Origin of the sequence: Acinetobacter sp. NIOH-H-8, assembly GCF_046635365.1 — a bacterium.
Taxonomy (GTDB): domain Bacteria; phylum Pseudomonadota; class Gammaproteobacteria; order Pseudomonadales; family Moraxellaceae; genus Acinetobacter.
In genome coordinates this window covers 1-26495 of sequence record NZ_JBHDVN010000038.1, presented here as the reverse complement: position 1 = coordinate 26495, position 26495 = coordinate 1, and the positions used below count along the sequence as shown (strand labels likewise).

General features: G+C 42.8%; 23 protein-coding genes and 1 pseudogene. 9 read left to right on the top strand and 15 right to left on the bottom strand.

Annotation, left to right across the window (positions count from 1 at the left end; genetic code table 11):
- Positions 1 to 94: 94 nt before the first annotated feature.
- From ACEWB7_RS12895 to ACEWB7_RS12875, 5 genes are all read right to left on the bottom strand, one after another.
- Positions 95 to 1633 (bottom strand): diguanylate cyclase domain-containing protein, encoded by a 1539-nt coding sequence (locus ACEWB7_RS12895; RefSeq protein ID WP_411580889.1) that lies wholly within the window; start codon positions 1631 to 1633, stop codon positions 95 to 97.
- A 231-nt stretch (positions 1634 to 1864) separates the two neighbouring features.
- Positions 1865 to 2203: an FKBP-type peptidyl-prolyl cis-trans isomerase gene (locus ACEWB7_RS12890; protein ID WP_159123393.1), complete on the bottom strand. Its 339-nt coding sequence runs from the start codon at positions 2201 to 2203 to the stop codon at positions 1865 to 1867.
- 80 nt (positions 2204 to 2283) lie between these two features.
- A complete protein-coding gene (locus ACEWB7_RS12885; RefSeq protein ID WP_103799665.1) occupies positions 2284 to 2907 on the bottom strand; it encodes an MgtC/SapB family protein in 624 nt (207 codons plus the stop codon).
- An 89-nt stretch (positions 2908 to 2996) separates the two neighbouring features.
- On the bottom strand, positions 2997 to 3527 hold the full coding sequence (locus ACEWB7_RS12880) for a YaeQ family protein (protein WP_159123391.1): 531 nt from the start codon (positions 3525 to 3527) through the stop codon (positions 2997 to 2999).
- A 100-nt stretch (positions 3528 to 3627) separates the two neighbouring features.
- Positions 3628 to 4632, bottom strand: coding sequence for a CobW family GTP-binding protein (locus ACEWB7_RS12875; RefSeq protein ID WP_411580887.1), 1005 nt, complete (start codon positions 4630 to 4632; stop codon positions 3628 to 3630).
- Positions 4633 to 5025: 393 nt separating this feature from the next.
- On the opposite strand from ACEWB7_RS12875, the gene ACEWB7_RS12870 reads away from it, so the two are divergent.
- Both ACEWB7_RS12870 and ACEWB7_RS12865 read left to right on the top strand, forming a co-directional pair.
- Positions 5026 to 5280 (top strand): hypothetical protein, encoded by a 255-nt coding sequence (locus ACEWB7_RS12870; RefSeq protein WP_004784941.1) that lies wholly within the window; start codon positions 5026 to 5028, stop codon positions 5278 to 5280.
- Positions 5281 to 5607: 327 nt separating this feature from the next.
- The gene (locus ACEWB7_RS12865; protein ID WP_411580886.1) at positions 5608 to 7212 is read left to right on the top strand and encodes a bifunctional 3-(3-hydroxy-phenyl)propionate/3-hydroxycinnamic acid hydroxylase; all 1605 of its coding nucleotides are present in this window, start codon (positions 5608 to 5610) and stop codon (positions 7210 to 7212) included.
- A gap of 61 nt (positions 7213 to 7273) precedes the next feature.
- Here ACEWB7_RS12865 and ACEWB7_RS12860 read toward each other — a convergent pair whose 3' ends face one another.
- From ACEWB7_RS12860 to ACEWB7_RS12830, 7 genes are all read right to left on the bottom strand, one after another.
- The gene (locus ACEWB7_RS12860; RefSeq protein WP_312310094.1) at positions 7274 to 7888 is read right to left on the bottom strand and encodes a glutathione S-transferase family protein; all 615 of its coding nucleotides are present in this window, start codon (positions 7886 to 7888) and stop codon (positions 7274 to 7276) included.
- Between the two features lie 123 nt (positions 7889 to 8011).
- On the bottom strand, positions 8012 to 8908 hold the full coding sequence (locus ACEWB7_RS12855) for a LysR substrate-binding domain-containing protein (protein WP_312317617.1): 897 nt from the start codon (positions 8906 to 8908) through the stop codon (positions 8012 to 8014).
- 1 nt (position 8909) lies between these two features.
- Positions 8910 to 10112, bottom strand: coding sequence for an MFS transporter (locus ACEWB7_RS12850; protein WP_411580885.1), 1203 nt, complete (start codon positions 10110 to 10112; stop codon positions 8910 to 8912).
- Between the two features lie 41 nt (positions 10113 to 10153).
- Positions 10154 to 10717 (bottom strand): TetR/AcrR family transcriptional regulator, encoded by a 564-nt coding sequence (locus ACEWB7_RS12845; RefSeq protein ID WP_312310085.1) that lies wholly within the window; start codon positions 10715 to 10717, stop codon positions 10154 to 10156.
- 143 nt (positions 10718 to 10860) lie between these two features.
- Positions 10861 to 11382, bottom strand: coding sequence for an acyl-CoA thioesterase (locus ACEWB7_RS12840; protein WP_004784949.1), 522 nt, complete (start codon positions 11380 to 11382; stop codon positions 10861 to 10863).
- Between the two features lie 314 nt (positions 11383 to 11696).
- Positions 11697 to 11873, bottom strand: coding sequence for a hypothetical protein (locus ACEWB7_RS12835; protein WP_162835329.1), 177 nt, complete (start codon positions 11871 to 11873; stop codon positions 11697 to 11699).
- 332 nt (positions 11874 to 12205) lie between these two features.
- Entirely contained in the window at positions 12206 to 13201 is a 996-nt protein-coding gene (locus ACEWB7_RS12830) for a patatin-like phospholipase family protein (protein ID WP_312310083.1), read from the bottom strand.
- A gap of 121 nt (positions 13202 to 13322) precedes the next feature.
- On the opposite strand from ACEWB7_RS12830, the gene chrA reads away from it, so the two are divergent.
- Complete coding sequence (chrA, locus tag ACEWB7_RS12825) at positions 13323 to 14537, top strand: chromate efflux transporter (protein WP_411580884.1); 1215 nt, start codon at positions 13323 to 13325, stop codon at positions 14535 to 14537.
- A gap of 52 nt (positions 14538 to 14589) precedes the next feature.
- On the opposite strand, the gene ACEWB7_RS12820 is transcribed toward chrA, so the two are convergent.
- Both ACEWB7_RS12820 and gltS read right to left on the bottom strand, forming a co-directional pair.
- Positions 14590 to 16065, bottom strand: a complete 1476-nt coding sequence (locus ACEWB7_RS12820; protein ID WP_159123382.1) for an alanine/glycine:cation symporter family protein — start codon at positions 16063 to 16065, stop codon at positions 14590 to 14592.
- 42 nt (positions 16066 to 16107) lie between these two features.
- Complete coding sequence (gene gltS, locus ACEWB7_RS12815; protein ID WP_180105060.1) at positions 16108 to 17346, bottom strand: sodium/glutamate symporter; 1239 nt, start codon at positions 17344 to 17346, stop codon at positions 16108 to 16110.
- A 927-nt stretch (positions 17347 to 18273) separates the two neighbouring features.
- Between gltS and ACEWB7_RS12810 the strand changes: the two genes are divergently transcribed.
- Entirely contained in the window at positions 18274 to 18981 is a 708-nt protein-coding gene (locus ACEWB7_RS12810; protein WP_159123381.1) for a nitroreductase, read from the top strand.
- A 79-nt stretch (positions 18982 to 19060) separates the two neighbouring features.
- On the opposite strand, the gene ACEWB7_RS12805 is transcribed toward ACEWB7_RS12810, so the two are convergent.
- Positions 19061 to 20272: a multidrug effflux MFS transporter gene (locus ACEWB7_RS12805; protein ID WP_411580883.1), complete on the bottom strand. Its 1212-nt coding sequence runs from the start codon at positions 20270 to 20272 to the stop codon at positions 19061 to 19063.
- Between the two features lie 145 nt (positions 20273 to 20417).
- Between ACEWB7_RS12805 and yccS the strand changes: the two genes are divergently transcribed.
- The 5 genes and pseudogenes from yccS to ACEWB7_RS12780 all read left to right on the top strand — a co-directional run.
- A complete protein-coding gene (gene yccS, locus ACEWB7_RS12800; RefSeq protein ID WP_411580882.1) occupies positions 20418 to 22592 on the top strand; it encodes a YccS family putative transporter in 2175 nt (724 codons plus the stop codon).
- A gap of 85 nt (positions 22593 to 22677) precedes the next feature.
- Positions 22678 to 23238, top strand: coding sequence for a YcxB family protein (locus tag ACEWB7_RS12795; RefSeq protein WP_004784963.1), 561 nt, complete (start codon positions 22678 to 22680; stop codon positions 23236 to 23238).
- 184 nt (positions 23239 to 23422) lie between these two features.
- Entirely contained in the window at positions 23423 to 26008 is a 2586-nt protein-coding gene (locus ACEWB7_RS12790; RefSeq protein WP_411580888.1) for a PepSY domain-containing protein, read from the top strand.
- Between the two features lie 85 nt (positions 26009 to 26093).
- Entirely contained in the window at positions 26094 to 26387 is a 294-nt protein-coding gene (locus tag ACEWB7_RS12785) for a hypothetical protein (protein WP_411580881.1), read from the top strand.
- Positions 26388 to 26405: 18 nt separating this feature from the next.
- Positions 26406 to 26495, top strand: a pseudogene (locus ACEWB7_RS12780) (transposase); the annotation flags it as partial.

Genomic DNA, 26495 nt, shown 5'->3' with positions numbered 1-26495 from the left:
GTTAAAATGCTGTGCTGCTTTTCGCACAGACATTTTATCTCTAGTCATAATTTCTATGACTTTGTCTTTAAAATCTTTTGAATATCCCATGTTTCTATTGTTCTATATTTTTAAGTATTTGGCTATACGCGGATTCGGGGAGTACCGTCTGAATGACCTTGACCAGATTCTGTAAAATTTCATCTCCTTTTAAGTGCCCATAATAATCATTGTAGTTTTTAAAATAGTCGACATCGAGCATGGCAAAAATCAGTGTACTGTGTGGATGTTGCTGACAGTATAAAAACTGCTGCTGGATTTGGTCATTTAAAGCACGGCGGTTAAAGGCACCCGTCAAAGCATCAATATTCACCTGATGTTCGAGTTTGGCATTCAGTTCACGTAATTGCTCGGTACGTGCTTTGATTTTCTGATCGAGTGAATTATTTAACTCTTTCAGATTCATATTCAACTGCTCTGTCGCATAGGTTTGATGGGCATAATTTTGCGACTGCTGAAACATAATGATCACGGCATACGAACTGGTCGAGATAAAAGACAGATGCACACTTTCAATCACATTGATCAGCAATAAATAGTCATTTATAAAGGTCAGGCATAGAAAAATGACCGCATAGAGAGTCAAGCGCGAATAATTGTCTTTATGATGTAAAGTCTGATAAATGCCATAGATAAAATTGGCCACCACGACTATCCCGAAAATCGCACTATACAAGGCCAGACGTTGAAAAGTTTCCGGATCGGTCAACAGGGTTACGACACAGTTCAGTAGTAAAAGTCCTGCGGCAACACTATAAATAAATCGATGCAAATAGCGCTGATTAAACAGGTACATATAACTGAGGAAAAATAGAATCGCCAGGAAAGTGAACAGATATTCCAGGCGTGTTCCCCATAACCAGCCGATCTTAGTCACGATCGAATAGGCATACGGCGCTGCAAAAAAGTTATGCAGGGCCAGAAAAATAATGAACAAGCCAAAGATAAAAATACTTTTGCTATTGCGTTCTGTTGATCCCCTAAACATTGAAAAAAGAATCGTAAAAAAACCGACCCCCAGCACCAATCCACAGACTATACTGATGCTCATCATAAGCTGCTGATACTGACGGTTAATAGTTCCGGCTGTTCCAATGCGTATAGGCTGTTCAATCCCGCCATGCAGATGGGTATAGTTTGAGGCCTGAATACTCATGGTGAAATATTCACTTTCAGGAACAAAATAACCGATTCGAGGAGCCCTTTCATTTCTCTGCTCTTCCGCTGTTTTCGCAATTTCCCCATGCCGCAGAATAAATTTTCCATCGATATAGATTCGATAGGCACCATATTCAGCCGGAATATGCACGGCGATCCGACGTCCGATAAATTCTGATGGAATTTTGAAATGTCCGATAAAGGTTCCATAGCCAATATTTGAACCGGTCAGGTCTTTAAATGAAGCGGGTAATTGAACCTCTTGCGGAGTAAGTACGGAACTTGGTTCAGTAATAAACTGGTTTGGATAAAACTGCCAATTTTGGGGCAATTGGCTACTATGATCTTCAGTAAAGTGAATTTCGGAAATATGCGGTTGACTGTGCTGCGTGACAGAGGAAGATTCAAGAGATGCCTGGGCGAAAACTGGAATCATCACTAATAGGACCCAGCTAATACTCCAAATCAATATTACAGAATAGACATTCCTTATCACGTTTTGCAAAGACAGTATTTTCCTGAAAAGTGCTTTATTCTTCTTATAATCTACGTCGAATAGCAGGGAGTGCAAAGCTTTTTTTGTAGCTCATCGGATGAAGTCCATCTAGCTATGACTTCACCCGTTCAACATTCACTCATCACAATGAATGAAGCTTATTTCAGTGAATCAATCACGTGTTTTAACATCATACAGTTCGATTTCAAAAATCAGGTTTGAATTGGCCGGGATGATATTCCCCATTTTACGTTCACCATAAGCCAAATGAGCAGGCACAATTAGTTTACGCTTACCGCCCACTTTCATACCGATAATCCCTTGATCCCAGCCCTTGATCACACGGCCAGTGCCAATCACGGTTTCAAAATAGTTACCACGATCCAGTGATGAGTCAAACTTGGTGCCATCTTCTAGCCAGCCAGTATAGTGAGTCGTAATAAGCGCGCCCTTAACCGCTTCTTTCCCTTCACCCACTTTCAAATCAATAATTTCTAGCTCTTTGGTCATGACCAATATCCTTTCTCTGGCAAATACGCATAGTATAAACGGGATTAGACAGAATTCCTTTAGCTTTGAGGCTTAAAGGATTAAAAGCTGAGTTCCTGGATATTTGAATCATTCAGTAAATAGTTAGTCAATTTTTTATGATTTTCGGCGGAGCCAATTAAAATCCAGCGTCCACTAATACGGTGTTCCGTTTTATGCTGCACACTGCGAACGACTTTCATATTATAAGTTTTAAATAATTCTTCGTATTGCTCTAAGGTTTTACGTTGATAAGGACAGATAATTCGGTAGGTTCGTGCCTGACTTAAAGTTTCTATTCCCTCTTGGACATAGATCAGAAAAATCAGCACGATTAATACAATAAAAGTAGCAAACAGACTCAGCCATTCATAACCCGCGCCAGCTGCCATGCCCAGTGCTGCTGTCATCCAGATGGTTGTCGCTGTCGTAATGCCTGAAATCCGGTTTTCATCTTTAAAGATAACTCCCGCACCAACAAAGCCCAAGCCAGTAAGGATATTGGCTGCAATCCTATCCTGACTATCCAGACCAATTTTGATTGACATAATCGTGAACAAGCAGGAACTCAGACTGACCATGATCATAGTCCGCAAACCGGCAGACTTACTGCGATATTCGCGTTCTGCACCAATAATTGCACCAATACCGAGGGCAATGAGCAAACGATAAAGATCCGGATGCATATATTTATCCCTGTTTCATTTTTATTATTGTCAGGTATACGCAATTTCTGAATCAGGATACAAGCCGAGACTTGCATCCTTATTGGCTGTTATTGTAACTGTTCCCATTCAATTACAGCTTGGGCCTGATCACCGATCAAGGTCCATTCGCCATCCATGACATTCAGTTGCAGCTGCATGGTCCGTTCGCATAACTGTTGTACCGCTTCAGTGCTGGCGGTCGAGATTTTCCAGACCTCAACATTCGACAGCGTTTTCAGTTTGGAATTACGTTTATACCATTCATCAACTGAAGAACCATAAGCAACTACTGCGACCTGTTTGCAACGTGCGCTGGCTTTTTTGACTTTATCTTCGTCAGGACAACCCACTTCGATCCATTTCAATAATTGGCCAGTCAGGTCTTTTTCCCACAGCGCTGGCTCATCAGTCTCAAACAGATCCTTGGTAAATTCAAGCGCCTCGCCAGCAAAACGTGCATAAGCCAAAACACGTACCATCAGACGTTCAATGGTTTCCGAAGGATGCAGCGCCATCGTCAACTGATAGTCTTCATAACGATGGGTATCCATATCGGCAACGTTCAAATCTGCCTTATAAATTGTCGCTTTTAACGCCATAATACAATCCTCAAATTTGGCGCCTAGCATATAAGATTTATTGCATTTTTGCTGAACAGATTTCATCTTATCCAGCTATTTTCAACACGCAGATTCGAAGTTATTTTTCCTGAACAATCCGGCATTGCATTAAGGCGGTTTCAAATTCCAGCCAGTCACGTGAGGTCTGGTAAATCACTTCTACCCGGTTATCAATGCCTTCTTCGGCAGACTGATAATTAAACTGATCAGGATTGAAATTAAAGCTTTTCCAGCCCTGATTGGTATTAAAAATCCCTTTGATTCTGAGCCAATCCTGCTGCTCACAAAGCAGATCCAGCAGATCATAAAAATCAAACTGCCAGCGTTTTGGCCATTTCCAACCTGCCACCTGATAGCCTTGTGCACTTTCAACATAATGATAAGGCAACTGATGTACGACAGCCGGCACCTCTCCCAACACTTGGCGCTGTTGCTTGAGCAGTGGCTGGATCTGCCGTGGAGTACCCTGATAATTCTGTTTGATTTGCTCAATATCCAGCTGTCCGTTTTCTATCATCAGCCAGTGCTGGGCATATGGCTGATACTCAGACTTGAGTTCAGCTAAAGCAGCATGATCAGTTTCAGTCATTGAATCAGCATGGGAAATGACCACGATATTGGCAACTTTCAGCTGATCCGCATACAGGTTCTGATGCGTCCAGTCCCGATCATGTAAACGTGAACCATCGACTACCGTGACCAAAGATTGCATCTTTAAATGACTCTGCCAATGCGGTTCGGTGAGCTGTTCCAGCAGTTGCCCGGGATGTCCGAGTCCTGTAGGTTCAATAAATAGCCGGTCCGGTTTGGTTTCTGACAATAGCCGGGATAAAGCAATCTGCATTGGCAACTGACTGCTACAACATAAACAGCCGCCCAGCAATTCTTTCACTGCATAGCCCTGATCCTGAGGCAGTAATTGCTGGTCGACGCCAATCTGACCAAACTCATTCATCAGCACAGCCCAGACTTCTTGCTCCGGTTTCTGGCTCAGTAAATATTTTAATAAAGTGGTTTTACCAGCACCCAAGAATCCGGAAATGATGTGTACAGGAATAGGCTGCTGAGCGGCAAGAACTTTCAAAATTGATTCTCTCTCAAAGATAGAATTAGAAGTAGTAAACCTGACTATTATAGAACACTGGACTCTTGCAAAAATGTTCATACTTGGATGATTAGATTCTATTTATCTCGGTTCAAATAAAAATAACAGTCTGTAGTAAGTACTTTTTAACCGTTAACTAGTTCACTTAAACGCTATATTTGAAATATTTACACACATTTCCAGCTAACAATTTCCTATACATTTAACAGAAGAAAACAAATTTCCAATGATTGTATTTGCTTGGTTAACAGCTTCGTGCGGCTTTTGTTAATTGCTTTGCTCCATAAAATTTTCATACTTAGGATGAATTCCTGCCGGATTGATGTGATGGTCATTCGGCAGTTTATAAATGTAATAAAAAGGATGCTCAACATGAAATATACACAAATCTTACTTGCAACAACGCTTACTGCAGCCGCAGCTACCAGTTTTGCAGCAAACAACACCACTGACACGAAGACCACTGAGGAACAGAAAGTCACTGTGACAACTCAGGAACTTCCTGCAACGAATAACCCAAATCCAAATGTAACCACAGCTGGACCTGCTGACCAGCCTGCTGCGTCTGAAGCTGCTACAGAAGACAAAGATGGTAAAAAAACGACTAAGTCGACATCGACTCGTTAATCAGGTTTAAAGCAACATCTCGTGCAGTAAATCTCCAGTAGGTTTGACCTATGCTGCCGGATGTAGACTAAGGCTGAATCATGCAATTGCGTGATTCAGCTTTTTTATACCTTATAGGCTATTCACTATAGCCAGAAATGATCATAGGATTCATTCATCTTATGAATAAATTTAAATATTATTATTTATTATCAATAACTTATTAAAATAAAATTCTTTTCAACTAAATCTTTTTGATAGACATGACCTACTATGGACTAGCTTGTTTAGCGCTATTGATTGTTCCTTAATAGTCTCAATCCTGAATTGATGGAATGGACATTCGCGATGAGCAATACAAATTACACAACTGAAGTGGCGATTTTGGGGGCCGGCCCGGTAGGTTTAACAATTGCCAACTATTTAAGCAAACAGGGTGTACAGGTCACTGTGGTTGAACAGCTAGATAGTCTGATCGATTATCCGCGTGCCATCGGCATTGATGATGAATCCTTGCGTACCATTCAATCTTTGGGACTGGTTGATCAGGTCTTGCCGCATACTACCCCGAATCATGCCATGCGCTTCCTGACACCCAAAGGCCGTTGCTTCGCAGACATTCAGCCACTGACTCGTGAATTTGGTTTCTCCCGCCGTAATGCTTTCATTCAGCCACAAGTAGATAACGTTCTGCTAGAAGGCCTCAAACAATATAAAAAAACTGAAGTACTTTTCTCTCGCCATCTGACACATTTCAGCCAGGATGCTGAGGGTGTAACTTTAAATGTTCAGACTAAAAATGGCAGCTTAGAAACCATTCGTGCGCAATACCTGATTGCCTGTGATGGTGGAAACTCTTATGTACGCCGTACCCTCAACATTCCATTCGAAGGTGAAACTGCGCCAAACCAGTGGATCGTGATTGATATCGATAATGACCCATTGGCAACCCCACATATTTATCTATGCTGTGATCCGGTACGTCCTTATGTATCAGCTGCCCTGCTGCATGGCATTCGCCGCTTCGAATTCATGGTTATGCCAGGCGAAACTCAGGAAGAACTCAGCAAACCGGAAAATATTGCTAAACTGCTTTCTAAAGTTTTACCGAATACCGATGGAATCGAAGTAATTCGTCAACGTGTTTATACCCACAATGCACGTATTGCAGATAAATTCCGTGCTGACCGTATCCTGCTTGCTGGTGATGCTGCGCACATCATGCCGGTATGGCAAGGCCAAGGCTATAACAGCGGTATGCGTGATGCCTTTAACCTGGCCTGGAAAGTTGCATTGGTGATCCAGGGTAAAGCAAGCCATGAATTACTGGACTCTTACCAGGTAGAACGTAAGGATCATGCCAAGGCGATGATCGATCTTTCAGTCATGGCAGGCCACGTCCTTGCTCCACCAAAAAAATGGCAAGGCTTTGTTCGTGACGGTATTGCTTACGCATTGAACTATATCAAGCCAATCAAACAGTACCTGCTGGAAATGCGCTTTAAGCCTATGCCGAAGTATCATGATGGTGCCCTGCTGGCCAATACTCAAAAAGACTCTCCAGTCGGCAAGATGTTTATTCAGCCGCAGGTGAAACTGGAGTCTGGTGAAACTGTATTGCTGGATGAAGTGATTGGCAATGACTTCGCCATCATTGCTTGGGGTGTGGATCCAAAATGGGGCTTAAGCAAAGAAACGATACAACAGTGGAAAAGATTGGGTGTGAAATTTATCCAAGTCATTCCTGCGGTTCAATTGTCCAACCAACAGCGCAAGCAATATGAAGATGTGATCACCATTGGTGATATTGGTACGGACATTCGTACCTGGTTCGGCAAGACCAAGGACTCTATCGTCATCCTGCGTCCAGACCGCTTCGTGGCAACCTTAGCGATTCCACAATCTATGGAAAGCACAAGTCAGGCGCTATTTAACAAGCTCCATGTCAAATAATTGACCTCAGTCAAAAAACCACGCTACGGCGTGGTTTCCTATTTATAGATGAACATAAAAGCTAAGTCCGGTATTGCTTAAACCATGAAATATCTTTGAGAGAATCACGACGTGCCATCTGCTGTAGGAAAGGTTTAAATTCTTCCAACGGCGGTAAAATTTTGGTACTAATTGCGAAGATCAGACAATAGGCCACATATAGATCTGCAGCAGAAACTTTTTCACCTAAAAGATAAGGCTTGGCCTGCGACAAACCTCGTTTAAAAAAATCAAATACCGCGGCTTCGTTACCAAAACTTAAACTGGTTCGGACCTTTTCAATCTGTTCTTGAGATACTTGTAAATTTTTTACATCAATATATTCAGTCAGTGGCCCATGACAGAAGAAAATCCATTTTAAATAAGTACCACGCTTGGGATCATCTAAAGCGGGTGCCAATCCTTTGTCCTGATATTTATCCGCCAGATAGATAATAATAGCCGCCATTTCTGAAATTACGATGCCTTGATCGACCAGACATGGGACTTTGCCCATCGGATTGATCTGAAGATATTCAGGTTGATGCATATCTTTATAAGGGACTTCCACCTGCTCAAGCTGGTCTTCGATCTGTAGTTCTTTAAGGATGGGCAGCAAGGTCATGCCGCGTGACTGAGGGTTGTTATAGAGCTTCATCATTCTGCTTCAACCGATTTCTTATTTTTTGAATTTCAGTATAAAGCGATTTTCTTCTGCGATTAAAAAGCATGTGCTACAGATCATTTCTGTAACACATTTCATTTATGGAAGATCAATAATTTACTTAAAAAGGTCTACACAAAACTTTTCTTTGAGCACTTTCAGAATCAGCTCAATCGCAGGATGCTGGTTATTTTTACGGTAACTGACATAGAGAGCAATCATCGGTAAAGGTTCCAGCGTTTTTTTCACCACAATATTATCGCCGAGTAAGGGAATCACATAAGCGGGTACCAGGCTCCAGCCGACACCCATGCCGACCAGGTTGACATTCAGCAGAATATTGGTGGAATACTGCACCACATTCACGTTCAGTTTTGACTGCCTAAAGAAATCATCAATAATCTTATGCAGCTGTGGTGAGGCCTGTTCATCACTAATCACAAAATCCTGATTCTCAAACTTCTTGATGCTGACATAGGGCATTTCTGCGACCGGAGAATTTTTCGGCACAATCAGCGTCAGTGGCTCATCAAAAATCTGTACGGACTCAAACTCATCCGACTGATCCTGATAACGGGTAAAGGCAATATCAATACTGCCCTGTCTCAGCGCGCTAAACTGTTCTGCATCGGTCAGGCTATGAAACAGTGCTTTCAGTTCAGGAAAATGTGCACGGATATTCGGCATGATATAAGGGAAAATTTTCATTTCCGCAACCGGTACAAAGCCGATATTCAGCTGACCCTTATGTACATGTGCGATCTGTCGAGCTGCCTGCACGGCACGTTCTGCATGTTCTAAGCTCAGTAAAGCTTCCTTTAAAAAAGCCTGTCCAGCCTCGGTCAGCTCAACCTTGCGGTTATTCCGCTCCAGCAATTGCGCATCCACTTCCCGCTCCAGATCCTTAATCTGCTGACTGAGTGAAGGCTGTACAGTATTCAGTTTTTCAGCTGCACGGGTGAAATTCAGCTCTTCAGCCACGGTAACAAAATAGCGTAAATGTCTTAATTCCATTTTATTCTTCCGGTAAGGATGCTGAAATCGAAGGTCGCATCCTGGCCACATATTGACGGTAGATCAATAAAGTGAAAATCACCATCACTGCACAGAACATATAGGTTTTTTCAAAACCGTATTGTGCAATGATCATACCCATCACTACTGAACCCACTGCCAGTCCAATATCAAACAGGGTAAAAAAGGTAGAAATTGCATGGCCCATACGCTGTTTTTCGACAGATTGAATCGCCAGCGTTTGTAAACATGGAAATAATGAACCGTAACCAATTCCGATAAATACCGCAGACAACCACATGGTCCATTGGCTGGACATGACACTGACAATCATCATGCCAATCGCAAAGAAAATAAAGGAAGAATAGATAACTGCACTTGGCCCTTTACGGTCGTAAATTTTGCCCACCCAAGGCCGTACTAACAACATTGAGGCAGCAAAAACAATAAAGAAGATGCCGGTATAAGCCAATAGCTGCTTGGTTTCACTAAAGGGCGTGATAAAACTCATGATGCTGGAGTAGGCAAAAGCAGTGAGCAGAGCCACAAAACTGACCGCCAGCACTTTGACTTCAATAATGTCATGCAGGCTGAATTTTGATTTTTCGATCACTGTAGCTTGAGGTTTTGCTAATTCGGTAATTTTCAGCATGAAGGAAAAGATCAAGCCGATAGAGATAATCACGGCAAGCAAGCCAAACAGCACTTTAAAGCTGGTGAATTGAACTACAGTCAATGCCAGTAACGGACCAAATACCACGCCCAGATTGGTCGACATGACAAAATAGCCCATGCCCTCACCCTTACGAGATTCCGGAATAAACTCATTTGCAACGGGAACGGTGACCGTCGTCAGGATGCTGAACCAGATTCCATGTAAAAAACGTACTGCCAATAATGACCACATGCTATCAACCAGCAGATAACTAAAGGCAAATAAGGCAAAAATAACTCCGGCTCCGCGCATTGCCAATTTCTTGCCGAATTTCTCGATGATCATGCCAGAAAAAGGTCGAATGGCGATGGATGAAACTAAGAACAGAGTCAAAGCCAAACCTGCTTCTTTGACTGATCCGCCCAGACCTTTCATGATATAAACCGGCAGAATGGTCAGTAAGGCAAAGTAATAGACAAACAGGAACAGATTGTTCAATAAACACAGAATAAAGGAGCGATTCCATAAGCGCTCAGGACTAGCAGACATAACACGCAACTTTTAAAAACAAATTTAAGAACTGACTAAACTCAGGGAGAAATCAAAGCTGGGCTTAAGGCCAGATCTACCAGATTCTGGATATATTGATCATCCGGCATGCGGTTGAAGAAAATTATCTGGTAATGAATCGGCCCGTACAAGGTGTCCAGCATCAGATCAAAAGGATAATCAGTACGTAATTCTCCACGTTGAATGGCCTGTTGAATCAATTGATGAGTTTGTTTTCGACGTGGTAACAGATATTGCTGAAAAAAATCTACAGCCAGTTCCCTATGATTGGCAATAACGACCAGCAAAGCACGGCCTACCGGATGATTAAGTGCCTGAACCAACAGAGTTAGCTGTTGAACCAGATTACTACGCAGGCTTTGTGAAGCATTCAGTTCAAATACCCCTGGTGTACGCTGCTTGAAAGCATCTAGTACCAGTTCAGATTTATGTTTCCACCAGCGGTAAATCGTAGATTTGCCAACCCCTGCCCGTGCAGCCACATCTTCAATCGTTAGCTGATGATATTCACCTTCTGCCAGTGCATCCGAAACCGCCTGTAGAATACTGTGCTGGCGCCGTGAACATTTTTCTTCTTCACTCATGCTTAAAACCAAAAAAACAAAACGATACGTATCGTTTCATAGTAGATTAAAAAACAAGCTTAAGCCAGAGTTAAATGAATTTTATAGGCAAAAAAAAGACCTCTCATTGAATGTCTTTTTAATAAGCAAATTAAGTTTAGTTCTTAGCTATGCGCTGATTTTTTATAGATACTGCATGAAGGATGATGATTTTCCTGCAGACGGGCAACTTTACGTTGTTCAGCTGCTTCAAAACGGCAACGTTTCCAGTCATTGTCCAAATTCAGCGGTGGAATCTGTTTAGGCTTACCATTTTCATCAACAGCGACCATCGTGAAGTAGCAACTATTGGTATGACGTACAGTACGTTTCTGAATATTTTGTGCTTCTACACGAATACCGATTTCCATTGAAGTACGACCTACATGGTTCACACTTGCCAGGAAAGTCACCAGCTCACCGACATGAATCGGTTCTTTGAAATTTACTTTGTCTACAGACAGGGTTACGACATAACTACCCGAATAACGACTCGCACAAGCATAAGCAACCTGGTCCAATAATTTCAGAATTGTCCCACCATGTACATTTCCTGAAAAATTCGCCATATCTGGCGTCATAAGAACCGACATCGTTAACTCTGACTGGTCATCCGATGCTGTTGCAATTTGATCTAAAGGGGCCATCGTTTTCTCTGAACTCTTTGAATGACAATGATATAGACCATTATTATAGCGTTTTTGGTCTAAATAAAATGTTCAATTCGGCAAATAAAACATCATAATTCTTGATATGAAATTTTTCTCCATACAAAAAAAAGATATTCCTCTGAGGATCCATAGAAATCATCAGAAAGTTATTTTCAGTAACTATAAAATAAACAGGAATTTATCCACTAAATTATTTTCTTGAATCAATGCACTGTGATGAAGAGAATTTCCATTAAGCATGCACAACTCGGTTTAAGAAAATGCATGCATTAACAAAAAATAACCTCGAATTAAGCAGGCACCTGTCTCAGCATTTCTCGCGCCACATTCTCATAACTTAAAGTCTGCTGGCCATGCAATATAGTTTCAACGGTAAAAGAACCATCGGGATGAACTTTAGTTACAGTAAAAATCGTATTTTCAAACTGAGCTAGTGTGACTTGCTGGCCAATTTCGATGTGATTCATATGGCTTTTACATTTATTAATCTGTCGATTTTTATTCTGTCATGATCTTCTAAGCTTTTGAACAGTTGTTTAACTTAAGTCTGTGAATAATTTTGTTAAAATCAAAAAATAACCTTAAAATATTTTCATAAAATCACTATATTTTTATAATTCAAATATTTATTTCCCATTGAAACTTGGGCTTTAAGTGACTTTCAATAGGTAGAAAACATTAGTTCATCTCTAAAAACGATGAGCAAAAATGAACTGCTTTTCACCTATATGAGAAAAGCAGTGAATATTTTTATACATCTATTTGAAAAATAAATATTTTTAAAAAAAATCAGAACAAACTATTGTTGCTGGGCCAAGAGCAACGGGATCTGATGACCCTGGCTGTAATTATGCTTCTGATAGACCTGAGCAATTTCTGGTAGCTTGAGTTTAGCCGCCTCAATCCCAGCATCTATGGTCAATTCCCTGCCACGCACATCAAAAATATGACCTTTTTCGCGTAAGTCTGGCTGAATCACCACATCGGCATATTGCAGCTCTTCAGAAGCTAAACGTTGCTGCATGATATTAATATTCTGGTTGAATAGGCCCCAGACATTAGTGGTTTCGGTATGGATTGGCTGCGCCAGAATATCGACAGCAATCACAATATCAGCGCCTAATTCACGAGCTACTTTAACTGGCACCGGACTGACCAGCCCTCCATCCACATATTCTTTTTTCTGGATGACAGTCGGAATAAACATGCTTGGAATAGAAACAGATGCACGTACTGCCTGACCAGTATTACCATAATTGAAGACTACCCGCTTACCCTCTTTCAAGGCTGTTGCTACCACAAACATCGGAATTTTCATGGCTTGCAAAGGCGTCTGATCAACCTGCAAATTCACATAATTTTCGACTTTTTTGCCATCAAAAAAGCCTTTGCGGTCCAGCTTGATGTCGCGAACATCAGTCGCTTTCATGCTTAATGCAATATTACGCAGTTCAATCGCTGGTTTACCACTGGCATAAATGGAACCAACAATACTGCCTGCACTAGTTCCCACAATAAAGTCAGGTTGTATGCCTGCCTGTTCTAATACTTCAATCGCACCGATATGCGCATAGCCACGCGCACCGCCACTGCCAAGAACCAGTGCAATCACTGGACGGTTTTCTGTTTGCTTGATTTTGCGGAAATTGATCTGGTTTGGACGTGCCTGGGCTTCTGCTACTGAACTGGCAGATTTAATATGACTAGAGTTAGGTTGATTAAAACCAGATGTCGTTTGGCAGCCGCTCAGACCTACCATTGTCATCGCCAATATACTCAGTACATATTTCTGCATGCAGAGCACGTCCTCATTTTGTTAAAGCAGCATAGTGTATAAACACATGCTTAAATAATCTGTAGAATTTCGTAAAACTGTCATACAGTTGCACTAATGTCTTTCAATTTTCAGCCACTGTATGAATACACCTTCACTGTACCGGATCTTTCTCACCTTCCTGCAACTGGGCTGTATGGCATTCGGTGGACCGGCAGCGCATCTGGTGTTTTTTCACCGTAAATTTGTCGACCAGTTACAGTGGTTAAATACGACACAATATGGCCAGCTGATTGCATTAGCGCAGCTTTTGCCCGGCCCCAGCAGCAGTCAGGTAGGCCTTTCAATTGGCTATCTGCAAAGGGGTTATGCTGGGGCATTCGTGGCTTGGCTTGGATTTACCCTGCCTTCAGCGCTTTTGATGAGCTTGATCGCAGTACTCGGTCAGCACTATTTCCATATTCTAAACTCAAACAGCTTTCATAGCATTCAATTGATCGTTTTTTCTGTAATCGTCTGGGCATTCTGGCAAATGCTTAACAGTTTCTGCAAGAGCATCTGGCAGTATGTACTGGTCTTGATTTCAGTCCTGATCCTGAGCTTCATTAGTATCAGTTTGAATCAGCTACTGGTCATTATTTTAGGGGCAGTTTTTGGTCTCGTAATGGCAAAATTTTCCAATTCTCCTCAGGAAAATAAGCCTGCTTCAAATTCATCTACCATTCACTCAAGTTATATTCGGCCACGTCATGCACCTTACTGGTTCATCGCATTTTTATTACCGTTTTTCCTGATTCCTCTACTAGTCAAATCTGGTTCTTGGCCTGAACTCGCATTTTTTGCTGATTTCTATCAAACCGGTTCGCTAGTTTTTGGTGGCGGACATGTCATTCTGCCTTTGCTGCATCAGGACTTTGTGGCGACCAATTTACTCTCGCCCCAATCTTTCGATCTAGGTTATGCGTTTGCTCAACTGATGCCGGGTCCATTATTTAGCTTTGCCAGCTATGTCGGTGCTCTGTTACCTTGGACAGGCTCATCCTGGCTTAACGCACTGTTAGCAACCTGTGCCATTTTCCTTCCTTCATTTTTTCTGATTTTTGCTACTTTGCCTTATTGGTCATGGTTAATGCAGCAACGTATTATTTTTCAGGCGGTAAGCGGGATTAATGCGGCAGTGGTCGGACTACTTTTATATTTGCTGATTGATCTCTCTCAGGCATATTTTCGTTTCTGGTCTGATCTGGTTTTTGTCATCGTGATGATTCTACTGTTACGCTTGAAATTACCAGTCTGGTTCAGCCTGATTGCCGGATTTATCCTATATCAAAGCTATCTTAATGTTGTGTCATTCTAACCATTTAAACCCATAAAAAAGCCCCGAACCAGTCGGGGCTTTTGCTCAAGTCTTACCAGATATCTGATTTAACTTTATCTTTAAATTTCGGATGATCATCGAGCTTAAACTCTGGTTGCTCGATGCCACGTTTTAGCTGACCGGTATAGTCCTTGAGCAGCATCAAAATAAATGGCATCAGCAGCACAATCGCAATCAGGTTGATACTGGCCATGACACCCATGAACAGGTCCGCCATATTCCAGATCAACGGCACACTAGCAATCGAGCCGAAATACACCATAAACAATACCAGCAACCGGAAAATAAACATGACCTTGCTGTTATTATTGATGAACTGAATATTTCCTTCTGCATAGGCATAGTTACCAATGATAGAAGAATAGGCAAACAGGAACAGAATCAAGGCCAGGAAGTCATCGCCCCAAGCACCAATCTGGCTTTCAAGCGCCATCTGGGTCAAGGTCACGCCTTCAAAACCGGCATTTTCATATAGGCCAGAAACCAGAATCACGATAGCGGTACATGAACACACAACGAAGGTATCTACAAATACGCCAAGCATTTGAACCAGACCCTGATTCACCGGATGTTTCACGTCAGAGGCAGCCGCCGCATTCGGTGCTGAACCCATCCCCGCTTCATTCGAAAATAAACCGCGCTTAATCCCCATCATCATGGCCATCGAGATCATGGCACCGAAGAAACCGCCTGCAGCTGCTTCAAACTCAAATGCTTTGCTAAAGATCAGCTGAAAAATAGACGGCAACATATCGTAATTGATGACGGCGATATATAAAGCTACACCCAGATAAAGAACTGCCATGAAAGGGACCACCCCTTCAGCAACTTTTGCAATCCGTTTGATCCCGCCAAAAATAATCATGGCCGTAATCAAGACCAAGACCAGACCAATCCAGGAAACTTCCAGATCGAAACCACCTAATGGCAACATCAGATTGGCTTCATTCCAGCCCCAGGCATGTGAGGTTGCACCCGTAATGGCATTGGCCTGCACGGCATTGAACACAAAGCCATAGGTCGTAATCAGTGCAATTGCAAAGACAATTCCCAGCCATTTCTGTTTAAGACCCTGAGTAATGTAATACGCAGGTCCACCGCGGAATTGCTGATTCTTGTTATCCCGAACTTTAAACAACTGGGCTAATGATGATTCTACAAAAGCAGAACTCATTCCCAGAAATGCAGTAAACCACATCCAGAACACAGCACCTGGACCACCGACAGCAATCGCAATGGCAACACCTGCAACATTACCCACACCGACCCGGCTAGCCAGACCTGTTACAAAGGCCTGAAACGGCGTAATACCATGGTCATCATCGACCTTGCCACGACTACGTTTCATGACTTTGATACTGTGCCAGAATAAACGGATCTGTACTGCACCGGTCATGATCGTATACAAAATACCGACTGCGACTAGAAACACCACCAAAAAGTCCCAGAGTGGACCATTTAAGGCATCGACCCAGCCCAGTAAGGTTTCATTTAGCTGATCATTCATGTCATATCCTTATGAGCTTATGACTCATTATCAAGCTTAAAATTAGACGAAAAATTTCAAGATCATCTGGATGATCGTGGCATTAATCAAGTCAACGAAGAAAGCACCACATAATGGAACGATCAGAAAGGCTTTATGCGAAGCGCCATACATATTGGTAATCGCCTGCATATTGGCAACAGCCGTTGGGGTTGCACCCATCCCGAAACCACAGTGACCTGCAGCAAGTACTGCGGCATCGTAGTTTTTGCCCATCACCCGGAAAGTGACAAATGCTGCATATAAAGCCATAGTCAAGGTCTGTGCACCGAGAATCACCATCAATGGTCCTGCCAGATCCGCCAGTTGCCATAATTTTAATGACAGCAGCGCCATGGCCAGATAAAGCGACAATGAAGCATTACCAAACACATCAATCGCACGGTCGAAGATCTGGATTTTCAGGATGCCTTCCAGCACGTTACGCAGAATCACGCCACCTGCCAGTGCCCATACAAATGTTGGCAGTTCAAATACTGTATCTTTACTGAAGCCAGTCATCAGCTCCGCAAATGCCAGACAGCCTGCAAACAGACCAAGTGTGGTAATGGCATTATCGGCAGTGATCAGACGGACACGATGTGGATATTCAAATTGCACATATTCATCTGTCGTGCTGTCCATTGGCGTGTTGTCACGTTTTTCGATCTGCTGATCGGTACGGGCCACAGCAAGATTATGACGGTTAATCAACAGTTTCGCCAAAGGCCCGCCGATAATTCCACCAATAATCAGACCAAAGGTCGCACTTGCCATCCCGAGCGCCAAAGCCCCCTGAATACCGTGCTGAACCTCCATAATTTCACCCCAGGCGCCAGCAGTACCATGTCCACCAGTCAGCGTAATCGAGCCGGCAATCAGACCGATCAGAGGATCAATACCCAGTAAACTTGCCAAGCCCATGCCGACTGCATTTTGTAGGGCAATAAATGTTGAGATAGCGACCAGGAAGATCACCAGTCCGATCCCGCCTTCGCGTAATTTAGCGAAGTTCGCACTCAGACCGATCGAAGCAAAGAAAATCAGCATAAAACTGGTTTGCAGTTCCGCGCTCGTAGTAATGCTGTAGCCCCAGAACGAATGAACCAGCAGAGAGATAACCGCTGCAACCAGACCACCTGCGACAGGTTCAGGAATGTTGTAACGTTTTAGAAAATCGATTTTATCTACCAGAAACCGGCCCAGTAATAGAACAATTACTGCAGCGATCAGGGTATAAAATGCGTTAAAAGTAAAATCCATAATTTTTTTGTCCAAGATGGTTTTGAATTTTTGTCATTCTAAAAGTCGTGTTGCGATTCATTTCCACAGAAGAAAACCTTACATTACCCCATGTAATTGTCATCTTCTTCATTCATCCATCGCTTTTAGAATCAACAAAGCATTCCGCATCTGTTTCAAACTTATGAATATCATCGTGATGATCATATTCAGTGAGAGATTTATAAAAGCGAAAAACGGCCTTTTGCTGATTGCATCAGCTACGCCAGATGCATAAATTCATCTAAGCGTGCCACTCATAGCGATAACATCCAGCCTATATTTTTTACTTCTCAACCAGCATGAATTGCTGCATGAGTGCTTTTAACCTTACTGAGTTCATCAAGTCATTTGGAATAATGATATTTCAAATAGAGCTTGACCATGCAATCTTCATTATTTCTTCAAAATGCATGTATTCAACTGAAAAGTCGCACATTATGCTGTTTCTTTGTATAAAGTTTTATTGTTTTTTATTAACTATAGTTAGTAAATATATAAAAAATAATTATAACTTCTTATTTTTTATAGTTTACTACCCCCAAATTTTAATCGAAATAAAATATTAATTGAACGTAAAAACGGATATTTAATTTTATTTTTAAGATTGAATTTTAATCATTCTATTTTGTTCTTAACTTTCCTTTTAGTTCCAGCCATCGATGTTAATTGCTCAAGATATCAGCATCTAAAATATCTGTTGCATTTTTAGAAGGAGTTTTGTTTAAGCATTCAATAAATTTCTTAGGCTATTTATATAACTTCTATATCTCTTAAGTGCATTCTCATTCATGTGATTTTTATTAATCATCATAATTCACTGTGAAACTAAAATTCCCCCTGCCCGACAGAGTTTGTTTGGTTTATAGTCAGTTCACCATCATTAAGGATATGAGATTGGAAATTAGAATGGATCAAAACCTCGTTCATGCTGTAGATCAAACCATTACTTCCCGTCATTCAGTTCGTGCTTTTCTGGATACGCCGGTCAGTACCGACATGCTCAAAGACATTTTGACTGTGGCCAGCCGCGCCCCTTCAGGGACCAATACCCAACCATGGAAAGTGTATGTGCTGACGGGAAAAAAACGTGATGAGCTGGTGCAGCGTGTCTGTCAGGCGCAAATGGAGCTTTACCAGAATCCGGCACTGGCCGAGCAATATAAAGAAACCTTTGCCTATTATCCCGAACAATGGTTCTCTCCTTATATCGACCGACGCCGTGAAAATGGCTGGGGCTTATATGGTTTGCTGAATATCCAGAAAGGCGAAAAAGAAAAAATGGCGCGCCAGAACCTGCGTAATTTTGAACTGTTTGATGCACCAGTGGGGCTATTCTTCACCTTACATAAAGATTTGGGCGTAGGTTCAAAAATGGATATTTCCATGATGATTCAAAACGTGATGCTGGCTGCCAAGGCACGTGGTCTGGATACCTGTCCGCAGGCTGCCTGGAATCATTTTCATAGCATTGTGCTAGATGTACTGGGAGCAGGTGAAGATGAAGAGCTGGTCTGTGGCATGTCACTAGGCTATGCAGATCCAGACCATATCGTAAATACCTTTATCACCCCACGTGTCCCGGTAGAGGAATTTGCCGTTTTTGTAGATGAATAAGATTTGATAAGCCATGATCCAAGCATCAACTTTGAGCTGCTTGGATTGTCTGACAGAGATATAGAGTTCTTGCAGCTCCTTATTTCTGTTTAACTCTAGGCAGTTCTAATTTCAATACAGATCTAAAGGCTATAACTACAAAGATCGCCATTACCAAGGCCATATTGAATAAAGCATCCCACAGCATAAAGTTCAGCAAAACCCCACCCAACAAACCGCAGGCAAATTGCATACTGCCCATGATCGCACTGGCGGTTCCCGCACGCGCGCCCTGCTCTGCCATGGCCAGCGCCATCGCATTCGGTCCCACAAAACCAATCGAGGCCACAACGACAAATAAGGCCGCCATGACCAGAACAACAGATTCAATGTTTAGATAACCTAAAACCAGTAAAGCCAGGACACCGATTCCCTGTAAAGAGGCACCTAGTTTTAAGCGACTTAAGACTGAAAGATATTGAGCCAGATGCTTATTCATGGTCGAAAACAGCATGATTCCCACAGCATTCCCCCCGAAAGCATAAGCAAACTGCTGCTCGGTCAGATGATAATGATCCATCAGAATGGCTGAAGAAGCGCTGATATAGCAGAACATCACCCCCCCAGAAAAACAGCCCACCAGCATCGGTCGTCTGAAACTTTCATCCTGAAAAATGGTTCGGTATAAACTCAATACCTGCTGCAAATTCAGTTTAAGACGGCGTTCCGGGGGCAAGGTTTCCTGAAAGAAAAAATGCACACAGACCAGACTAAACAAGCCACAGCCCATCAGCACCAAGAAAATAATATTCCACTCAAAGAACATCAGTACCCATGCGCCTAGACTTGGCGCAATAATCGGTGCAATGGTCGTTACAATCATCATGCTGGCAAAGGCCTGGGCAGCCGCCTGCATATCCAGCCGATCACGAATGGTTGCTCGGGCAACCACGACTCCTACACATCCTCCTAAGGCTTGTAATACCCGTGCTGCAATCAGGCTCCATTCATTCTGCGCAAACATACATAACAGGCTGGCCAGAATATACAGACTCAATCCAAAATAAAGTGGTGGCTTACGTCCAATCCGGTCACTGATCGGGCCATATAGCAACTGTCCAACCGCTAGCCCAAGGAAATAAGCTGGCAGACTATTGGAGACCATCTGGGTACTGACACCAAAATCCACTGCCATTTCTGGCAAGGCAGAGAGATACATATCAATGGATAAAGGACCAAGTGCAGTCAGTGAAGCCAGCAAAATAATCCAGGACATGGCATAAGGTCGTGGTGCTGTCGTATTGGAGTTCATGTAATTAAAGATTTTAATGCGCAGTAGGCAGACAAATTAACATAGCGCATAGTATGATTTACATGGAAATTAAAAGTTATAAATATACTTTTTCTCATATGTATATTCAGCTTTGCAGCAAAGACTGCAAGAGAAAGGATCACCGTTGAAATCTTGGCTCAATCGTCTTAAGCACGCGACTTATAACACGACCCTGATGTATAACCTGCGTATGCTGATCGCTTTTGCAGGCACTGCCTTTGTTCCCTATTTCATGGGACAGCAGTTAATGACTATTCCACTAACCCTTGGAGTGGTGGCCGCAGGTTTAAGCGATATTGATGACCGCTTTTCCGTACGTATCCTGAATCTGTTCTATACCTATTTAGGCTTCTTCATTACCGCAGTGGCAGTCTATCTGTTATTTCCTTATCCGCTGCTGTTTGCTTCTGCCCTCATTGTTTCTTGTATTGTCCTGATTCTGCTTGGCTCGCTTGGTCGACGTTATGCCACGATTTCCTATGGCTGTCTGGTGATTTCTGTCTATTCCATGCTGGGGGTTGAACTTTTTGATGGATGGTATCAGCAGGCAAGCTTGCTGCTGATTGGTGCGGTCTGGTATGGCTTTTTGTCGACCCTCAGCTTTCTACTGTTTCCTGCGCGACGTGCACAGGATAACTTAGCCAAGTGCTATGCTTCACTGGGTGATTTCCTCTATGCCAAATCGAATCTGTTCGATGTCGACATGACAGCAAAAAGTTATCAGCAAAGCATGATCGAGCTGTCACTGGAAAATGGCAAACTGATTTCAATTTTTAATGAAATGAAGACTGTCCTTTTGACCCGCCTAAAAGGTGACCGGGGTCAGAAAGATACCCGTCGTAGCCTGCAATATTATTTTGTGGCACAAGATATTCACGAGCGTGCCGATTCTGCACATATTGATTATCAGAAACTGGCCAAGATTTTTGAACACAGCGACGTTTTGTTCCGTTTTCAGCGCATCCTGTCGATTCAGGGCAAAGCCTGTAAAGACCTGAGTGAAAGCATTCAGCAACGCAAAACCTATAAACATAATAAACGCTTCAAACATGCCTTTGAAAACCTGAGATTGTCCCTGGAAAAATTGCGTACAGAACAGCAGTATGATCAGGTCTGGATCAATGCCCTATTTGCCTTATTCCAGAATCTGAAATCCATTGATGCACAGTTACGCAATCTGGAAACTGAACGTAATATCAAATTTGATCGTGCTAAACATATTGAAAACCAGCTCAAAGATGACGACCTGAAAGGCTGGGAAGATATCAAGATTCGGGTCAAACAGCATCTGACACCTGAATCGGTGTTGTTCCGTCATGCCATTCGTCTGTCGATTGTGCTGCTGATCAGCTATATCTTTGTCCAGCTGACCGATATTCAGTATGGTTACTGGATCCTGCTTACAGCACTATTCGTCAGCCAGCCTAACTTTAATGCTACCAAGCGCCGCTTACGTTTACGTATTGTCGGGACTCTGGCAGGTATTCTTTTGGGATATGCCATTCTGTACTTTATTCCTTCTGTTGAAGGACAATTATTGCTGCTGATTTTGAGTGGGATTCTGTTCTTTGAATTACGTAGTAAACAGTATGCACAGGCCACTGCCTTTATTACCATTCTGGCCCTGATCAACTTTAATCTGGACGGCATGGGTTTTACCGCAGCTATCCCCCGTATGATTGATACTCTGATTGGCTGTGCGATTGCCTGGTTTGGCGTGAGCTTTATATTCCCGGATTGGAAATTTCGTCGCTTGCCACGAAGCATTAGCCGTAGCCTGCAGGCAGAATGTGACTACTTGAGTGAAGTGATTGAACAGTATAAGTCTGGACGAAATAATGGTCTGACCTACCGCGTGGTACGCCGTGCAGCTCATAATACCGATGCTGAAGTGGCTTCACTGATCTCGACTTTGGCCACTGAACCTGACTTTGATCCAGTGCAAAAATCACAGGCTTTTGAGTTTCTGTGCCTGAATCATACTTTTATCAGTTATATTGCCGCGCTGGGTGCGCATCGTGAAAAAATTCAGGATCAGGATGTGCTGGACTTACTAGACCAAGCCCTAGAAAATATTCGCGGTGCCCTGCTCTATGATGAGGTCCCTGACCTAAGCACCCAGAATATGATCCAGAATATCCGTCAGCGTCTGTCACAACAGCAGGAAGAAGACCAGAAACCACTGATCATTTTGCAACAACTGTCTTTAATGTTTAGTATCTTGAAGCAATTGAGTCAGTTAAAGCAGAGTTTGAGTCATGAACGTGACGAACAGGCTACTGAATTGGCTTCATTATAATTTGGCTGATTTTGGAACAATATACTCACTGAATCAGCATAATTAATGCTAAACTTTTTACAGTTTTAAATCTGTTAATTTCATTATGACCGCGAAAAATTTATACGCTTATACCCTACAGCCTGTGAACTATGAAATTTCAGAAGCTGAGCAGCGTCATGCTCAGCTAATGATCTGGCGTAGTACCAATAAAATTGGTATGAAAGCTTGGCTGATCATGGGTGCTATTGTTGCCTTGTCTATTCTGGGAATTATCCTGATCAAGAACTACTCAACAGTTATCTGCTGGGTGGCGATTGTCTGTGTAGTCCTGTATTACCTGATCCGTACTTTTGGTCTGGAATGGTATGTTAAACGCAAGATGAATGAATTTCCGGTACAGGAAATTAAAGGTATCCGTCTGGGCGTACAGCCACATGGTATCGTGATGCGCCAGAAAATGGGCATGCAGGAAGGTGTGGGGGCTATTGGCTGGAAAGACATCTATGAATGGTATAACACGCCGGAATTCATGCTGATCAATTTTAAAGTCAAAGGTCAGCAAGGTGCTTATATCCTGCCTAAACGTTTAGACAGTAAAAACTTCTCTTTCGCGACCATTCGCAAGCATCTGCAAGAAGAAGTGGGCGCGCCAAAAGAAATCTAAGACACATCCCGGTTTTGAAAGACCTCCTGTTTCGACATGGAGGTTTTTTTATGTCTATCTTTTATACGACTCATCGACACAAATGATAATGAGAATAAATATTATCATCATAATCTATAATTTGTTCTAATTCTTCAGTTATAATTTGCCTACTTTTACACGTACCACCATAAATCTGACCATCATGTTTAAAAAGACATTTTTCCAAATCCACTGGTTTCTGGGGATTACTGCAGGTTTGATTCTCTCAATTATGGGAGTCACGGGTGCTATTTATTCTTATGAGCCGCAAATCTTAAAATGGATGAATAGCGACAGTTATACTGTACAGGTTCAAGAGCGAGACAAGCTTAGCCCTGCCCAACTGTATCAACATTTCCAGACCCAAAACCCTGAAATGAAAATTAACAGTATTACCGTGGCACAGGATCCAAGTGCATCCAGTACGGTCAATATTGTAAAAGAGGGAGCACGTCGTGGTTATAACATGATGGTCAACCCCTATACGGCTGAAGTCTTACCTGAAATTAAAGGTCGTGAATTCTTCCAGTTTGTACAGCAACTACATCGTAATTTAACGGTAGGACCCGTCGGTAAACAGATTACCGGTGCGTGTACCCTGATACTGATCTTTTTCGTTTTGTCTGGCCTGTATTTACGCTGGCCAAAACGTCATTCGATCAAGCAATGGTTGGCAGTGAAGCCACAACTGAAAGGCCGTAACTTTATCTGGGATCTGCATGCAGTGGTGGGTACCTGGGTGGTAATTTTCTACCTGATTCTGGCTTGTACCGGTCTTACCTGGTCTTATGGCTGGTGGCGTGATGGTATGTATAAAGTTCTGGGCGTAGAACGTCCACAACCAGAAATGCAGGCCAATGGCGGTCGCGGCGAAGGTGGTGAACGTGGTCCTCGTGGTGAACGCGGACAACGTGGTGAAGGCCGTGAAGAAGCTGGCATGAGTCCAGAAAGTATTTCACGTGCACTGGATCAGAGCTGGACTGGCTTCAGTACTCAATTTGCAGGCAAATATTCGACTGTGACATTTAACCTGCCAAAAAAACCAGATGGTGAAATGCAGTTGAGTTTTGTTGACCCTGTGGCACAACATGAACGTGCCCGCAACAATGCGACTTATAATTATCGCAGTGCTGAATTTACCGAAGTCCAGCTCTATGAAGATAAAAAGCTCAATGAAAAAATCATGAGCAGTATGTTACCTGTGCACCGTGGCAGCTTTTTTGGTCCTGTGTACCAGTTCCTGGTCATGATTGCTGCATTATTAATGCCATTGTTCTTCGTGACCGGCTGGATGCTTTATCTGAAACGTCGTAAGCAGAAAAAACTTACTCTGGCTGCACGCCAAGGGGCAACTGCCCTGCCTCTGGATCCAAATGCCAAGCCTTGGCTGATTACGTATGCCTCACAAACAGGTGTCTCTGAACAACTGGCATGGCGCACGGCCACTGCCTTACAGGAAGCACGTCAACCTGTCAGCGTTAAAGCAGTACAACAGTTAAGCCTTGCAGATCTGCAACAGGCAGAACAGGTTTTATTTGTAGCCAGTACTTATGGCACAGGTGAAGCGCCTGACCTGGCTTCATCTTTCGAAAAGAAAATTCTGTCTGCCAAAGCAGATCTCAGCCATCTCAATTATGCAGTTTTGGCTCTAGGCTCTCAGGAATACCCGGACACCTATTGCAGCTTCGGTCATCGTATTGACCAGTGGTTACAACAGAATGGTGCCAAGCAGCTCTTCAAGATTATCGAAGTGGATAATGCCAATAATGAGCATATCCAGCAATGGACCAATGCCCTTGCCCATGTGACTCAATTTGAATTGCAGGATATGGGTATCGATAAAACCTTTGATCAATGGACTTTGAGCAAACGTGAATTGCTGAATCCAGACAGTCTGGGTGCACCTGCGTTTAATATTGAACTGGTTCCACAGCATGAAGCCGTGTGGCAGGCAGGCGATATTGCCGAAATCCAACCAGGAAACAGCCCTGAACGTATCCGTGCATTTATGGAGAAATACCGTATTGCCGCGAGTACACAGGTGCCTTCTCTGAAGCAAAGTATCGAACAGGCACTATGGGATCGTGATCTGACTCAAGTTGATCCTTTTGATTCAGTAGATGAGCTATTACAGCAATTGCCGGCTCTGGCTACACGTGAATATTCGATTGCCAGTATTCCAAGTCAGCAAGTGCTACGTCTGGTCGTGCGTCAGCAATCTGATGCACAAGGCCAGTTAGGTCTGGGCTCAGGCTGGTTAACACAGCATACTGCCCTAAATTCACCGATTGCCCTGCGTATTCGCAAGAATGAATCTTTCCATCTGATTGCAGATAACCGTCCGATTATCTGTATTGGTAATGGTACGGGGATCGCAGGTTTGATGAGTTTGCTGAGTGTGCGTAATCGTCAGGACTATACTCAGAACTGGCTCATCTTTGGTGAACGTCAGCGTGCCCATGATTTCTTCTTTGAAGAAACCATTCAGGCCTGGCTGCAAATGGGTACATTAAAACGACTGGACCTTGCTTTCTCTCGTGACCAGCAGGAAAAAGTTTATGTGCATCATAAATTGCGTGAGCAAGCTGAAGAATTGAAACTCTGGGTCGCTCAAGGCGCCGTGATTTATGTGTGTGGTAGCATTAATGGCATGGCCAGCGATGTCGATCAGGCTCTGATTGAAATTCTCGGTGAAAGCACAGTAGAACAATTACGTCTGGATGGTCGTTATCGTCGTGATGTATATTAAGATCAGCTGATCTATAAAAGACCGGGCTTCATGCCCGGTTTTTTATTAATAAGATAGAAGAAAAGATAAAAAGATTAATAAAAATATGAGTATCCAAATATCCAACCCACTTAAACGAAGTCTCAGCCTGATCTTTGGTTTGATCCTTGGCATAAACAGCCTCTGGTTAATAAGTCAGGGACAAAGACATTTCGGTGTTCTTTTGCCAATTTTCATTAGCGTAGCACTGGTTCTGTATGCTTTATTATTTTCAAACATTCAACGCTGGAAACAGCATTCCAGATTTAGAACCTGGTTCTGGAATAGCCTCTGGGCCGGATTTTTGCTCTGGATGATCAGTGTCGTGGTTTTCTTCGCTTATATAGTCAAATCATTATAAAACCAATACAATGGTGCAATGAGTTATTCAGAACATTTTAGACGTAAAATTTTAGCTAAACTTGAGGAAGGTTATTCTATTCGAGCGGTAGCTGCACAATTTGAAATT